The 14,574-nt window shown below is 65.7% G+C and carries 12 protein-coding genes; 1 reads left to right on the top strand and 11 read right to left on the bottom strand.

The window, feature by feature from the left end:
- Nucleotides 1–12 precede the first annotated feature (12 nt).
- The 7 genes from QNO10_RS13640 to ctaD all read right to left on the bottom strand — a co-directional run bounded on the left by QNO10_RS13640 (nt 13) and on the right by ctaD (nt 8,677).
- A complete protein-coding gene (locus tag QNO10_RS13640) occupies nt 13–678 on the bottom strand; it encodes a TetR/AcrR family transcriptional regulator (protein WP_229946257.1) in 666 nt (221 codons plus the stop codon).
- A gap of 59 nt (nt 679–737) precedes the next feature.
- A complete protein-coding gene (locus tag QNO10_RS13645; protein ID WP_229946254.1) occupies nt 738–1,715 on the bottom strand; it encodes an aldo/keto reductase in 978 nt (325 codons plus the stop codon).
- Nucleotides 1,716–1,742: 27 nt separating this feature from the next.
- The gene (locus QNO10_RS13650) at nt 1,743–2,627 is read right to left on the bottom strand and encodes a Rieske (2Fe-2S) protein (RefSeq protein ID WP_229946251.1); all 885 of its coding nucleotides are present in this window, start codon (nt 2,625–2,627) and stop codon (nt 1,743–1,745) included.
- Between the two features lie 136 nt (nt 2,628–2,763).
- A complete protein-coding gene (locus QNO10_RS13655) occupies nt 2,764–4,134 on the bottom strand; it encodes an FAD-binding oxidoreductase (RefSeq protein ID WP_229946250.1) in 1,371 nt (456 codons plus the stop codon).
- An 85-nt stretch (nt 4,135–4,219) separates the two neighbouring features.
- Nucleotides 4,220–6,058 carry an L-lactate permease gene (locus QNO10_RS13660; protein WP_229946247.1) on the bottom strand — a complete coding sequence of 613 codons (1,839 nt, stop codon included), beginning with the start codon at nt 6,056–6,058 and terminating at the stop codon, nt 4,220–4,222.
- Nucleotides 6,059–6,345: 287 nt separating this feature from the next.
- Nucleotides 6,346–6,810, bottom strand: coding sequence for a DUF4383 domain-containing protein (locus QNO10_RS13665; protein ID WP_229946243.1), 465 nt, complete (start codon nt 6,808–6,810; stop codon nt 6,346–6,348).
- A 112-nt stretch (nt 6,811–6,922) separates the two neighbouring features.
- On the bottom strand, nt 6,923–8,677 hold the full coding sequence (gene ctaD / locus QNO10_RS13670; RefSeq protein WP_229946241.1) for an aa3-type cytochrome oxidase subunit I: 1,755 nt from the start codon (nt 8,675–8,677) through the stop codon (nt 6,923–6,925).
- 196 nt (nt 8,678–8,873) lie between these two features.
- Here ctaD and QNO10_RS13675 point away from each other — a divergent pair, with 196 nt between their 5' ends.
- Nucleotides 8,874–9,653: an SDR family oxidoreductase gene (locus QNO10_RS13675; RefSeq protein ID WP_229946238.1), complete on the top strand. Its 780-nt coding sequence runs from the start codon at nt 8,874–8,876 to the stop codon at nt 9,651–9,653.
- Between the two features lie 15 nt (nt 9,654–9,668).
- Here QNO10_RS13675 and QNO10_RS13680 read toward each other — a convergent pair whose 3' ends face one another.
- From QNO10_RS13680 to gcvH, 4 genes are all read right to left on the bottom strand, one after another.
- Nucleotides 9,669–11,243: an alanine/glycine:cation symporter family protein gene (locus QNO10_RS13680; protein ID WP_229946236.1), complete on the bottom strand. Its 1,575-nt coding sequence runs from the start codon at nt 11,241–11,243 to the stop codon at nt 9,669–9,671.
- Nucleotides 11,244–11,349: 106 nt separating this feature from the next.
- Nucleotides 11,350–12,765, bottom strand: coding sequence for an L-serine ammonia-lyase (locus QNO10_RS13685; RefSeq protein WP_229946234.1), 1,416 nt, complete (start codon nt 12,763–12,765; stop codon nt 11,350–11,352).
- 11 nt (nt 12,766–12,776) lie between these two features.
- Entirely contained in the window at nt 12,777–14,084 is a 1,308-nt protein-coding gene (glyA, locus tag QNO10_RS13690; RefSeq protein WP_229946232.1) for a serine hydroxymethyltransferase, read from the bottom strand.
- Entirely contained in the window at nt 14,081–14,458 is a 378-nt protein-coding gene (gcvH, locus tag QNO10_RS13695) for a glycine cleavage system protein GcvH (RefSeq protein ID WP_229946230.1), read from the bottom strand. Before gcvH ends, glyA begins: the two co-directional genes overlap by 4 nt.
- Between the last annotated feature and the right edge of the window lie 116 nt (nt 14,459–14,574).

Consider the following 14,574-nt stretch of genomic DNA (forward strand, 5'->3'; position numbering starts at 1 on the left):
GTTGGAGGGAAACTACGGATTGGGGGAACTAGGGCGGGCCTGGCCGGCCGGCCCGGCAGCGTGGCCGGCCCGGACGGTCTCGAGGAGCTGGTTCAGCATCCGCTCCCAGCTGACCCTGGACGCGGGGGTGTCAACAGCGCCGGTGGCGCAGTGCCAGTGGTGGTACAGCACCCCCAACCCGCTGGTGAGTGCGCCCACGAGCAGATCCACACTGAGCTTGTCCGCCTCCGGGTGGCGCCGGAGCATCACGGCTGAAAGCCGCTCGCTGAGCTCGGTAAACGCACGAAGCGCCATGGGATGCGCGGCCACTGCCGGTCCCCCGTCGCCGAGTACGCGGTTCAGGTAGGCCATGGGCGCCACTAGGTCCGCCTTGCGGAATGCCTCGGCAATCTCATCGAGCATCCCCATGCCCACGGCGTCGGACGCCGGAACAGCGGTCAGGCTCGCGACGGCGGAACTGAGTACGTCGCTGCACACCTCGGAGACGATGTCGTGGATGGAGGCGAAGTGATTAAAGACCGTCCGCCGCGAAACATCGGCGCGCCGGGCCAGCTCGTCCACGCTGAAATCCGTGGCCTGGCGCTCGTCGATAAGCGCCGCCGCGGCAGCCACAATGGCCTGGCGATGGCGGCTTTTGAGCGCCTTGCGGCGGTCTTCGACCGGGAGGGTGGATAACACGTTTCTACACTACGTGCATCTTTGCACTCGGTGCAAAGCGTTCCCGGCACTAGTGAGGGTCAGTACCGGGCACCCTCCGGCTGCGGTGCGTTGTTGAGCATTACCAGATCCTCGCCGCTGAGGACCAAGTCCCCGGCGGCTACGTTTTCCCGCAGATATTTCGGTGTTTTGGTGCCCGGGATCGGAATGACCCGGCGGCCCTGGGCCACCACCCATGCGAGTGCCACCTGCGCCGGCGTCGCACCCACCCGTTCCGCGACGTCGTGCACCCGCTGCACAATCGCCAGGTTTGCCCGCAGGTTCTCCTGCTGGAACCGCGGGAGCCTCCGGCGCATGTCGTCGGGCGGAAGGTCATCGAATGACGTGAACCGGCCGGTGAGGAAGCCGCGGCCCAGCGGCGAAAAGGCCAGGAACGCCAGACCCTGTTCCTCGCAGTAGGGGACGACGTCGGCGAGCCGGTCCCGGGTCCAGAGCGAGAGTTCGGACTGCACGGCAGCCACCGGATGCACCGTCTGCGCCAGCTGGATCTGTTCCACGCTGGCTTCCGACAGGCCGATCGCCCGGGCCTTGCCATCCGTGACGGCCTGCGCCATGGCGCCCCAGGATTCCTCCAGCGGCACCTGCGGATCCACCCGGTGCAGGATGTACAGGTCAACGTGGTCGGTGCCGAGCCGGCGCAGGCTGCCGTCGATGGACTCCCGGATGTGCTCGGGCCGGCCGTCCTTCTTCAGCCCGGGCATGGTCCCGGCGGCCGGGGCCTCGTTGCTGACCTCCAGCCCCACTTTCGTGGAGAGCACTACCCGCTCCCGGTAGCCGTCCCTCAATGCCCGGCCCACCAGTTCCTCATTGGTATAGGGTCCGTACACATCAGCGGTGTCGACCAGGGTGACCCCGAGCTCGACACCTCCGCGTATCACCGAGATGGACGTTTCATCGTCGCGTTCCGCGTCCATGTCATAGGCGTAGCTCATCCCCATGCAGCCCAGGCCGATAACTCCGACCTCCGGTCCATTGGTTCCCAGATTTGTCGTGCGCACAGCAGCCTCCTTGATTGGCGGGCAGGTTCAGGGTTTAACGCTCACCTCCAGCAAACCGTCCCGGATCCGGGTGGAAAAGGACGGCTGCGGAGCAGTCGCCGGCCCGTGCACCACGTTCCCCGACTGCACGGAGAAGGTGCTGCCGTGCCAGGGACAGACAATGCACAGCTCGTTTTTCACTTCCCGCAGTTCCCCCTCGTGCAGCGGACCGCCGAGGTGGCTGCAGGTGTCCGCGAGGACGGCCACCGCACCGTCCGCGGCGCCGTCGGTCCGCTTGAGCACCATCAGACTCACCGGTCCGAGCCTCGCCGGCTGCGGAACGCCGGATGCGAACGCATCCACCGGCCCCAGTGAGTGCCAGCCTTCCGGCACCTTCGCCGGGAAGTCCTCATTGCGGTTTACTCCGGCACCCTGCCGGTAGGACAGGTGCCCGCCCAGGAACCCGCTTACGCCGGTGACCGCCAGGCCGGCGAAGGCGAGGACGCGGCCCAGCCCCGTCCGGCCCTTCCCGCGTACCAGCCAGGACACGGAATAGAGGCCGACGGCGATCGCGTTGGAACCCTGGTGCACAATCCCGGTGCGTTGCTGCTCGGTATTCAGCTGCGAGAAGTCCGTAACGCCCGCGAGCGCGGTGGGAGCGGCCGCCACTACTCCCACGCCAACCAGTGTCCGGGCGGCCCGCTCATTGCCGGGCAGCACGTCCAGCACCGCGGCGGATACCCAGGCTCCCAGCGGCACCACGATCATCAGCGGGTGCAGGGGATGCCCGAGGGGAACACCGTGCAGGACGTCCCGCACGGCAGGCCACGGCAGTACCGACTTCGCGGTCCTCGCCACCCATCCGGCGGCCGGGTCCAGCCACCCCGCGTTTTCCAGCTTGTCGGCAACAGTAACTAAGGGCAGTCGGCGCATGGCTTCTCCTCACGGGGTAAACACCTGGTGGACTGCACAGGGTAAGGGCGGGGCGGGGCGGGCGCCACCGAAGCCGCGGCAGCGTGCCGCGCCCGGCACAGTTGCGCAGGCCCATGCGACCGGGAACCACCCCGGCCTAAAGCGCCTTGCCCGGATTGAGGATGCCCAGCGGATCCAGGGCGGTGCGGATCGTGTGCATAACCTCCAGGGAGACCCCGCCCAGTTCCTCCTCCAGCCAGTCCCGCTTGAGCAGTCCGATCCCGTGCTCCCCGGTCAGTGTGCCGCCCAGCCGGTGCGCGAGGTAGAACATCTCCCCCAGGGCCGCCTTGGCCGGTCCCGTGGTCACCGAGTCCTCCGGATCCAGCACGATCATGGGATGCAGGTTGCCGTCGGAGGCATGCGCAATGGTGAAGATCCGGACCCCGGTGCGGGCGGAGATCTCTTCAAGCCCGCTCACCACTTCGGCCAGCCGTCCCCGGGGGACACCGATATCGCCGATGGACACCCTGCCCAGCTGTTCCAGTGAGGGAATGGCCTCCCGGCGGGCGGTGATCAGCGCGGCGGCGTGTTCGTCGTCGACCGCCCGCTCACAGCTGCCCAACGTCGTGAGGACGTCCATCACCACATCCTGCTCCAGGAACGCCCCGTACCCGTCTGTCTGTACCAGCAGGAACGCGCCGCCCTTGGACCGGTAATCGGTGCCCATGGCCATGTCCACCGCTTCAAGCGTGGGTCCGTCCATCAGCTCCATCACCGAGGGCTGGATCCGGGCGGCGACGACGGCGGACGCCGCCTGGGCCGCGGTGGTGACATCCGGGAAGAAGGCGGCCACCGTGGCGGTGTGCACCGGCAGCGGACGCAGCCGCAGCGTGGCTTCGACCACCACCCCGAGGGTTCCCTCCGAACCGATCATCAGGGCATTGAGGTCATACCCGCTGACGCCTTTGATCGTCTCGCGGCCGGTGCGCAGTTCCCGTCCGTCCGAGAGGATCACGCGCAGGGCCAGCACCGACTCCCTGGTCACGCCGTACTTGGCGCAGCGCATGCCGCCGGCGTTGGTGGCAATGTTTCCGCCGATGCTGCAGATGGCGGTGCTCGCCGGGTCCGGAGCGTAGAACAGGCCGTATTCCGCCGCGGCGGCATTCAGGTCGGCGTTCAGGACACCGGGCTCCACCACCGCCAGCTGCTCCTGGGGGTCGATGCGCAGGATCCTGTTCATGCCCGAAACATCGAGTACCAGCTCACCCGCCCGTGAGGACGACGCTGCCGCGAGCCCGGTGCCGGCGCCCCGGGGGACCACCGGAACGCGGTGTTTGGTGGCTCGCTGGAGGGTGGCGACGACGTCGTCGGCGGAGCGGGCGAAGACCACCCCGTCCGGCAGGGATTCGGGGACAAAGCCGGAGCGGTCGGTGCTCACCCGTTGCCGGTCCGCTTCAAGGAAGGAGACGGACGGGAAGCCGCTTAGGACGGTACTGCCGGAAACCGGGTCAAGTGAATGCGTGGTCACGGGTTTCTCCTTTGGAGTTCGGCGCGGGGTGCCGGTCAGGATGCCGGAACGCAGGACGTCGGATTTCTGGGGGGTTTATTTGGGCTCAAGGGACCATCCAGCCAAGAATCGACGTCGACTGCAGCCAGATCAGCAGGGTGATGAACGCCAGCAGGCCGAGGCTCCAGCCGATGAGCTTGCGCAGCAGTGTTCCCTCCGCCCCTTCCAGCCCGACGGCGGCCGAGGCGATGGCGAGGTTCTGCAGCGAGAGCATCTTGCCCATGACCCCGGCGGAGGAATTCGCCGCGGCCATCAACGTCGGTGACAGCCCGGTCTCATTGGCAGCGGCCACCTGGAGGGCCCCGAAGAGGGAGTTCGAGGAGGTGTCGGATCCGGTGAGGGCCACCCCGATCCAGCCCAGCAGCGGGGAGAGCAGGGCGAAGAACCCACCCGCGGATGCCAGGGCAACCCCGAGGGTGGTGGTTTGGCCGGACAGGTTCATCACGAAGGACAGGGCCAATACGGAACAGACCGTCAGGATGGTCCAGCGCAGCTGCTTCAGGGTTTCCCCGTAGACGCGTACCCCGCGGGACGGTGCAATCCGGTACAGCACCATGGTGATGATGCCGGAGAACAGCAGCAGGGTGCCGGTGGCACGGATATGGTCGAAACGCAGGGTCTGCGCGGCCACAGGCTTGCCGTTGGAGCCGGTGACATCCAGGCCCGGCCACAGGAAGGTGGTGCTGCCGATACTGGTCAGCCAGGTCTTGACCGCTGGGATCTGGGCGAGGGAGAACACCACGATGATGATCAGATACGGAGCGATGGCCATCCACACGTCGTGGCCCGAAGGCCGGCCGGTGTGCGAGGTGGCGCCGCTGGCGGCGCCGCCTCCATCCCCACCACTCCCGGACTTAACACCGTCAGCCCCGGTGCCGGCGCCGGCACCCACGGCGGTGGCTCCCCCGGTGGCTCCCCCGGCGGTTCCCCCGGCTCCGGCCCCGGGACCCGCGCCCCGGCCGGAGCCGGTGAGGGTGTCGGTTCCGGCAGTTTCATCTAGGGACTCGGCTTCGCCCGCGTTCTCGGCCTCCCGGGTTTCCCCGGTCATGCCGATAATCTCGGCCGGCTGCCAGACCCGGAGCATCAACAGCACGGCCACCACCGTCACCACGGCGGCAACGACGTCGGTCAGTTCCACGATGAAGAAGTTCGAAGCCACAAACTGCGCCAGCCCGAAGGCCGCTCCGGCCACCAAGGCAACCGGCCAGGTCTGCCGCAGCCCGCGCTTTCCGTCGACAAGGAAGACCAGGATCAGCGGAACCACCAAGGCAATGAACGGCGTCTGCCGTCCGGTCATGGAGGACAGTTCCTGCAGCGGAATGCCCGTGACGCCGTTCAGCGCAATAATCGGTGCTGCCATGGCGCCGAAGGCCACCGGTGCCGTATTGGCCAGCAGGGCAACGACGGCGGACTTCAGGGGCTGCATGCCTGCTGCCATCAGCATGGCGGCCGCAATGGCCACCGGTGCGCCGAAGCCGGCCAGGGATTCCAGCAGTGCGCCGAAACAGAAGGCGATGAGGATGGACAGGATGCGCAGATCGTCGGAGATGGACCGGATGGTGCGCCCCAGGACCTCGAACCACGGCGTTGCCACGGTCAGCTTGTAGATCCACAGGGCATTGATCAGAATCCAGAGGATGGGAAAGATGGCATAAAAGGCACCGAGGCCCGTGGCCGAGGCGACCTGGCCCACCGGCATCTGCCAACCCACGATGGCCAGGATGATGGAAAGCCCCAGGCTGATCAGGGCCGCCTGATAGGCCTTCATCCGGAACACGCCCAGCAGGATGAACAGGATCAGCAGCGGCAGCGCCGCAAGGATTGCGGACAGGGCAAGGGAACCGGCAATCGGGTCGAGCGGTTGTTGGAATGCAGCAGTCGTCACAAAAACTCCTTTGTTTTTGTTTCCACATCCACGTGATGATGCGTTCGACCCTAGGCCCGCCCTACTGCAGGGTCAACGGTCTGCGCGGAAGCACCGCCCGCCTGCCCGCCAGTCCGCTGCTGCGCCGAGACCCGTCCTGCATCCGGTCTTCTATTTGCCCCGGATAAACAACCGGTTAAACACAGCCGCCGCCGTGTTCCCGGCGGTGAGGCCAGGAACCGCGGCGGCGGCTGGGTGGGGGTATGGGGCGGGCAGGCAGACGATATCTGCCTACCCGGTGCGTTCAATTAGACGCGGGCGGCCGGGGCGTCCCGGCGATCGCGGGTCAGGGCAAAGCCCGAACCAATCATGGCAACCGCGAGGAAGCCGTGCAGCCAGTTGTCCGCGGTGTTCAGCGGAACGAAGTTGGCCGCGGAGTCATGGCCGATGAACAGGCCGTAAACCAGCAGCAGTGCGTAGACCGCGCCGCCGCCGATGAGGTAATTGCGGGCGCCCGTTATCGTGCGGGAGAACATCAGGCCGGCGATGCCGAACAGGAGGTGGACGATGTTATGCAGAGCGGAAACCTGGAAGATGCCCAGCAGCTTCGCTTCGGAGTGGTGGCCAGCGAAGGTGAGTTCGCTGTAGTTGGTGGTTACGCCCGGAATGAAGCCCAGGACGCCGACCAGCAGGAAGACGACGCCGAAGGCCAGCGCGGCCTTCTGGACATTGGTGCGCCCGGAGGCTGCGACAGTATTGCCATGGTTCGACATTGCCAGTACCTAACTTTAGTTTCTAACCCCTGAGTGAATTCCTAGGGGACTACTTAGAAACATACTAAGCATACTTAGCTCAATGTCCTAATTGCTCGGGATGGCATAAGAGTTATTGCCGGGGATCGGGATTGCGGGGTTCCTCGCTGCCCATATCCGCGGCGCCAAAGAGTTTTTCGGCAGGTGAATCGGTGTCGGAATTTGCCCGCGCCATTAGTTCCGGATGGTGCAGGTCCAATGCCGGACGCTCCGAGCGGATCTTCGGCAGCGAGGTGAAGTTGTGCCGCGGCGGCGGGCAGGATGTTGCCCATTCCAGGGAGCCCCCGAAGCCCCACGGATCATCCACCTCCACCTTCTTTCCGTGCCGCCAGGTGGCGTAGACATTCCAGATGAAGGGAATCATGGACAGCGCCAGAATTGCCGAGCCAATGGTGGAGAGCTGGTTCATCCCGGTGAAATTATCCTCCACCAGGTAGTCCGCATACCGCCGGGGCATACCCAGCACGCCCAGCCAATGCTGGATCAGGAACGTCGTGTGGAAACCCAGGAACAGCAGCCAGAAGTGAATTTTACCGAGTCGTTCGTTGAGCATTTTTCCCGTGAATTTGGGCCACCAGAAATAAAAGCCGGCAAACATTGCGAATACGACGGTGCCGAACACCACGTAGTGGAAATGTGCCACCACGAAGTACGTGTCAGAGACGTGGAAGTCCAGCGGCGGGGAGGAGAGGATGATCCCGGTCAGGCCGCCGAAGAGGAACGTGATCAGGAAGCCGATGCTCCACAGCATGGGGGTTTCAAACGTGATGGATCCCCGCCACAGGGTGCCGATCCAGTTGAAGAACTTCACCCCGGTGGGCACTGCAATCAGCATGGTCATGAAGGAGAAGAACGGCAGCATCACGGCGCCGGTTACGTACATGTGGTGTGCCCAGACCGTGACGGAGAGCGCGGCAATGGAAATCGTGGCGAAGACCAGGCCCTTGTAGCCAAAGATCGACTTCCGGCTGAAGACGGGGAAGATTTCGGACACGATGCCGAAGAACGGCAGGGCAATGATGTAGACCTCGGGATGACCGAAGAACCAGAACAGGTGCTGCCAGAGGATGGAGCCGCCGCGTTCGGGGTTGTAGATGTCGGCCCCGAAGCGGCGGTCCGCGCCCAGGGCGAAGAGTGCTGCCGCCAGGGGCGGGAAGGCCATCAAGACCAGAATCGCCGTCACCAGGGTGTTCCAGGTGAAGATCGGCATCCGCCACATGGTCATGCCCGGAGCCCGCAGGCAAATGATGGTGGTGATGAAGTTGACCGACCCCAGAATGGTGCCGAAACCGGACAGTGCCAGTCCGAAGACCCACAGATCACCGCCCAGGCCGGGGCTGAATGCAACGTTGGACAACGGTGTGTAGGCGGTCCAGCCAAAGGACGCGGTGCCCTGCGGGGTGATGAACCCGGACAGTGCTATCAGCGAGCCGAACAGGAAGAACCAGAACGCGAGGGCATTCAGGCGCGGGAATGCGACGTCGGGCGCCCCGATCTGCAGCGGCATAATCACGTTCGCGAAGCCGGCGAAGAGCGGGGTGGCGAACATCAGCAGCATGGCCGTGCCGTGCATGGTGAAGAGCTGGTTGTACTGCTCCCGGGTCTGCAGGATCTGCATGCCGGGCTCAAACAGTTCGGCACGGATGAGCAGTGCCATCACGCCAGCCAGGGAGAAAAAGACAAAGGATGCAATCAGGTACATGTACCCGATGGTTTTGTGGTCCGTGGACGTGAGCCAGTTGACGACGATGCGTCCCCTGGATACGGGGACGACCCGGGGTGCGACGAAGGTTCCGTCCGGTTCCGCGGTGTATTTCATTGTCGACATGGAACTATCCCGATCCGCCGAAGGGTACTGCCCTGCCAGAACGACCTGTGCTTGGTATCGTAGGGCGGCGGCGGACGGCCCGCCAGAGGTCTCGGACAATCCGCGGGCGGGGCCTGGCGATGGCGCGGAATCCGCGTAGGCGGACCTGTTCGGGAAACCCGTGCCACAGGTGCAGGCGGCAAGGCAGAATCGGGTCATGGATACCCACACCCAATCGGCCGACCCATTTGCGCCCCGCGTCGCAGTCATCACCGGAGCCGGCTCGGGGATCGGCCGGGCGACGGCGCGGGCGTTCCTGGCCGCCGGCTTCCGGGTGGTCCTGGCCGGACGGCGGGAGGCGGAACTGCGGGACACCGCCGCCGGAGCCGGAGAAGAGGCGCTCGTACTGCCTTCGGATGTCACGGTGCCCGACGACGTCGAGCGGCTCTTCGCAGCCACCGCGGGCTCGTTTGGGCGGGTGGATGTTTTGTTCAACAATGCCGGCACCCTCGGCCCCACCGGCAGCGTCGACGAGCTGAGCCTCGAGGACTGGGACAGGACGCTGGCGGTCAACATCACCGGCACCATGCTGTGTTCCGCGGCGGCCGTACGGCACATGAAGGCTCAATCCCCGCAGGGCGGGAGGATCATCAACAACGGTTCCGTCTCGGCGCACACGCCGCGGCCGCTGTCGGCCGCGTATACGGCCACCAAGCACGCCGTGACCGGCCTGTCCAAGGCCATTGACCTGGACGGCCGGCCGTTCGGCATCACGTGCGGCCAGATCGACATCGGCAATGCCGGCACCGAACTGCTCAGCGGGATCGGGGGCGGCCAGGGCGCCCTGCAGGCGAACGGCACCCGGGCCGTGGAACCCGTGTTCCCGGTGGAGGAGGCCGCGGCCGCCGTGCTGTTTATGGCTCAGGCCCCGGCTTCGGCGAACGTCCGCTCGCTCGTGGTCACGGCATCCGGCATGCCCTTCGGCGGCCGCGGCTGAGGGCGTTCCGGGGTGTTACGCCGTGGCGGCGGCTTCCTTGATGTCGTCGTTGTCAATGCCGAGCATTTCCAGCTTGCCGCTCTTGCGGTCCGCCAGGTACTCCTTCATTTCCTTCTTGATGACGGGCAGCAGCATGTACACGCCGAGCAGGTTCACGAACGCGCAGACGAACAGTGCCGCGTCAGCGAAGCTGATGACCTGGCTGAAGGACAGGACACAGCCGGCCACGGTGAAGACCAGGAAGATGACCTTGTAGACGATCTCCCGGCGCTTGCCACGGCCGAAGAGGTATTCCCAGGACTTCAGGCCGTAGTAGGACCAGGTGATCAGGGTGGAGTAGGCGAAGAGTGCCACGGCGATGGCGAGCACGATCGGGAACCACGGGAGCACGGTGGCGAAGGCGTCGGAGGTGAGGATGACGCCGTCGGGCGCGGCTCCGCCGCCCTGGACCTGGTCGATACCGGCCTGCAGGCTGGGGGTGGACGCCATGATGATGGCCAGGGCGGTCATGGTGCAGATAAGCACGGTGTCCACGAGCGGTTCGAAGAGCGCCACGAAGCCTTCGCTGACCGGCCGGCGGGTCTTGACGGCCGAGTGGGCGATGGCCGCGGAGCCGACGCCTGCCTCGTTCGAGAAGGACGCACGCTGGAAACCGACGATCATGACACCGATGATGCCGCCGGCGAAGCCCTCGGGGCGGAAGGCGCCCTCGATGATGGCGCCGAAGGCTGCCGGTACGTTCTGGAAGTTGACGATGATGACGAACAGGCAGGCCACGACGTAGATGCCGGCCATGGCGGGCACCAGCTTGGAGGTGGTGGCACCGATCGACTTGATGCCGCCCAGGATCACCACGGCCACCAGGGCAGCCAGGACCAGGCCGAAGATCAGGGCCGCGCCGGCGCTGCCGAGAAGGCCGTCGTCGCCGCCGGTGACATTCTGGATCTGCGCGAAGGTCTGGTTGGCCTGGAACATGCTGCCGCCGGCAATGCCGAAGATCAGGATCGCCACGGCGAAGATGCCCGTGAGGATTTTGGCCGGCCAGGTGCCGAAGCGGGCGAAGGCGACCGGCAGGTACTTGAACGGACCGCCGCTGATGGAACCATCTTCATGAACTTCGCGGTACTTCACGCCGAGCGTGCATTCGGCGAACTTCGAGGCCATACCGAGCAGCCCGGCCAGGATCATCCAGAAGGTCGCACCGGGGCCGCCGAGGGCCATGGCCGCACCGACGCCGGCAATGTTGCCCAGGCCGACGGTGCCGGACAGGGCGGAGGTGAGCGCTTGGAAGTGCGGCACTTCACCCGGATCATCCTTGGAGGAGAATTTGCCGCGGACCACCTGCACGGCGACCTTGAGCCCGCGCAGCTGGATGAAGCCGAAGTAGAACGTAAAAACAATGCCGGCGAGAATCAGCCAGGCGACGACGATCGGGAAACTGAAGTCGCCGATGGTGACCGGAAAGAACACGATTCCGGAGAACACGGTGGTAATCGGTTCGAAAAAGGAGTTGACCGCGGAGTCAATGGTGCCCAGCAACCCACCGTCCTCCGATGCCGGTGCCATGGAAACTGCCCGTGCTGCGTTCATTGTTTCTAACCCCTGTTTTCGATAAGGCTGCTGTCAAAAGCGACAACAAAGCTTTACCCAAAACAGGGGTATTGCACAAATCACATGCCGTACGTGAGACGGATCGTCAGCACTCCACCACATTGACGGCCAGGCCGCCGAGTGCGGTTTCCTTGTACTTGGAACTCATATCGCGTCCGGTTTCCCGCATTGTCACAATCACTTCATCCAGTGAAACCCGGTGCTCGCCGTCGCCCCAGAGCGCCATCTTGGCTGCGTTCACTGCCTTCGCGGCGCCGATGGCGTTGCGCTCGATGCAGGGCACCTGCACCAGCCCGCCGATCGGATCGCAGGTCAGCCCCAAGTTGTGTTCCATAGCGATCTCGGCGGCGTTTTCCACCTGCTCCGGGGTGCCGCCCAGGATTTCCGCCAGTCCGGCGGCGGCCATGGACGACGCCGATCCCACCTCGCCCTGGCAGCCCACCTCCGCGCCGGAAATGGAGGCCTGCTCCTTGTAGAGCACGCCCACGGCGCCGGCGGCAAGCAGGAAACGGACCACGACGTCGTCGCGCTGTTCGGGGGTGGCGTTCTCCATCCCGGGGCCGTAATGCGTGGCGTAGAACATCACGGCGGGAATGATGCCCGCCGCGCCGTTGGTGGGCGCGGTGACCACGCGTCCGCCGGAAGCGTTTTCCTCGTTGACAGCCAGGGCCACCAGGTTCACCCATTCCTGCCAGAATTTCGGGTCCCGGTCCGGATCCTCGGCACGCAGCCGGGTGTGCCAGGCCGGTGCCCGGCGGCGGACCTTCAGCCCGCCGGGCAGCAGGCCAGTGCGGCGGATGGCGGAATTCTTGCATTCCTCCATAACGTCGCGGATGTGCAGCAGGCCGGAGCGGATGTCCGCCTCTGACCGGGATACCAGCTCGTTAGCCAGCATCACTTCGCTGATGCTCAGTCCGCTGCGGGTGCAGTGCTGCAGCAGCTCGACGGCGGTGCGGAAGGGATACGGCAGGTCGGACTTGCTGGCCTCCAGTTCCAGGGCATCCGCCCGTTCTTCACCGTCTCGGACAATGAAGCCGCCGCCTACGGAGAAGAAGGTCGCTTCGTGCAGCACGGAACCATCGGCGGACATCGCGGCGAACTTCATGCCGTTGGTGTGCCGCGGCAGCACGGTGAGCGGGTGCAGCACGATGTCCGCCTCGCCGTATTCCAGCGGGCAGGCCACGGCGCCCGGCACCTCGGCGCACAGCTGCAGTTTCCGCGAAGCCTCAATGTCGGCCAGCCGCTGCTCCACCTGTTCGGGCAGGATCAGCTCGGGCGCGAACCCCTCCAGGCCCAGCAGCACCGCGGTCATGGTGCCGTGGCCGCGGCCCGTTGCCGCGAGGGAACCGTACAGGTCAACCCGGAGGCCTGCGACGTCGGGCAGGCTGCCGGCGTCGACCAATTCAGCCGCGAAGACCGCAGCGGCACGCATCGGGCCCACCGTATGGGAGCTCGAAGGGCCGATGCCCACGGTAAAGAGGTCAAAAACGCCGACAGCCAAGGTAGTGCTTCCTAACGGTGTGCCGCAGCGGGGGCAGCGGAGAGGTCCGCCACCTCCGGGTACAGCGGATGGGCCTGCGCGAGGGCGGTGACGCGCCCGCGCAGGGGTGCCAGGTCGGAGTCCTCATCGGCGATGAGTGCCTGGGCAATGATGTCTGCGACTTCCCGGAACGCGGCTTCGCCGAAGCCACGCGTGGCCAGGGCCGGGGTGCCGATCCGCAGGCCAGACGTCACCATGGGCGGACGGGGATCGAACGGGACCGCATTGCGGTTCACCGTGATGTCGATCTTCGCCAGCCGGTCTTCGGCTTCCTGGCCGTTGAGGGCCGCATTGCGCAGGTCAACGAGCACCAGGTGCACGTCGGTGCCGCCGGAGACCACCGAGATACCGGCCGCGGCGACGTCGTCGGCCAGCAGGCGTTCGGCGAGGATCCGCGCGCCCGCAAGCGTCCGTTCCTGGCGCTCCCGGAACTCGGGGGTGGCAGCGATCTTGAACGCGGTCGCCTTGCCGGCGATCACGTGTTCCAGCGGACCGCCCTGCTGGCCCGGGAACACTGCCGAGTTGATCTTCTTGGCAATGTCGGCGTCGTTGGAGAGGATGATGCCGCCGCGCGGACCCGCGAGGGTCTTGTGCGTGGTGGTGGTGACCACGTGGGCGTGCGGGACCGGGCTGGGGTGCAGCCCGGCGGCCACCAGGCCGGCGAAGTGGGCCATGTCGACCATCAGGTAGGCACCCACTTCATCGGCGATGCGGCGGAATTCAGCGAAGTCCAGCTGCCGGGCGTAGGCGGACCAGCCGGCCACGATCAGTTTCGGCTGGTGCTCCTTGGCCAGGGCTTCCACTTCGGCCATGTCCACGCGGTGGTCCGCTTCGGACACGCTGTAGGGCACCACGTTGTAGAGCCGGCCGGAGAAGTTGATCTTCATGCCGTGGGTCAGGTGTCCGCCGTGTGCCAGGGACAGTCCGAGGATGGTGTCTCCGGGCCGGATCAGGGCATGCATGACGGAGGCGTTGGCCTGCGCGCCGGAGTGCGGCTGTACGTTGGCGAAATTCGCGCCGAAGAGGGACTTGGCCCGGTCAATCGCCAGCTGCTCAATCACATCCACGAATTCGCAGCCGCCGTAGTAGCGGCGTCCCGGGTAGCCTTCGGCGTACTTGTTGGTCAGTACCGACCCCTGGGCTTCCATGACGGAAACCGCAGTGTGGTTCTCCGAGGCGATCATCTCCAGGCCCTGCTGCTGCCGGCGGAGCTCGTTGTCGATCTGCTCCGCGACCTCCGGGTCAACTACCGCCAGGGGATCGTTGAGGTAATCGCTCACAAGTCGCCGCCGTTCTTTTCGGCGTATTCCTCGGCGCTGAGGAGTTCGCCTTCGGCCGTGGCGTTGACGGTGAAGAGCCAGCCGGCGCCGTACGGGTCCTCGTTCAGCAGGGCCGGGTTGTCGATGGCCTCCTGGTTGATTTCCACGATTTCCCCCGACACCGGAGCGTAGAGATCCGAGACCGACTTCGTGGACTCGACCTCGCCGCAGGTTTCGCCTGCCGTGATCGTGTCGCCGACGGCGGGCAGGTCAACGTAGACGACGTCGCCAAGAGCGTCCGCTGCGACGGCGGAAATGCCGACGCGGACGGGGCTCGAAGAGTCTACCCACTCGTGTTCGGCGGAATAACGGAGTCCTGCGTTTACTTTGCTCATCTTGGGCCTCTCGGAAGCTGTTCGTCGGGTTCGTTCACTAATTCAAAGTCTAGGTTCCGAGTGCCCGCGGGGCGGCATTCGCCGCCCCTTAGACACCTCGCTCGTTCCTCGCTCGG

This window comes from Arthrobacter sp. zg-Y919, assembly GCF_030142045.1.
GTDB lineage: Bacteria > Actinomycetota > Actinomycetes > Actinomycetales > Micrococcaceae > Arthrobacter_B.

What these genes read in the sequence shown, in the direction of transcription:
- QNO10_RS13650 (WP_229946251.1), bottom strand. Translation starts at nt 2,627, where the DNA reads ATGCGCCGACTGCCCTTAGTTACTGTTGCCGACAAGCTGGAAAACGCG.
- QNO10_RS13665 (WP_229946243.1), bottom strand. Translation starts at nt 6,810, where the DNA reads ATGTCGAACCATGGCAATACTGTCGCAGCCTCCGGGCGCACCAATGTC.
- ctaD (WP_229946241.1), bottom strand. Translation starts at nt 8,677, where the DNA reads ATGTCGACAATGAAATACACCGCGGAACCGGACGGAACCTTCGTCGCA.
- QNO10_RS13675 (WP_229946238.1), top strand. Translation starts at nt 8,874, where the DNA reads ATGGATACCCACACCCAATCGGCCGACCCATTTGCGCCCCGCGTCGCA.
- QNO10_RS13680 (WP_229946236.1), bottom strand. Translation starts at nt 11,243, where the DNA reads ATGAACGCAGCACGGGCAGTTTCCATGGCACCGGCATCGGAGGACGGT.
- gcvH (WP_229946230.1), bottom strand. Translation starts at nt 14,458, where the DNA reads ATGAGCAAAGTAAACGCAGGACTCCGTTATTCCGCCGAACACGAGTGG.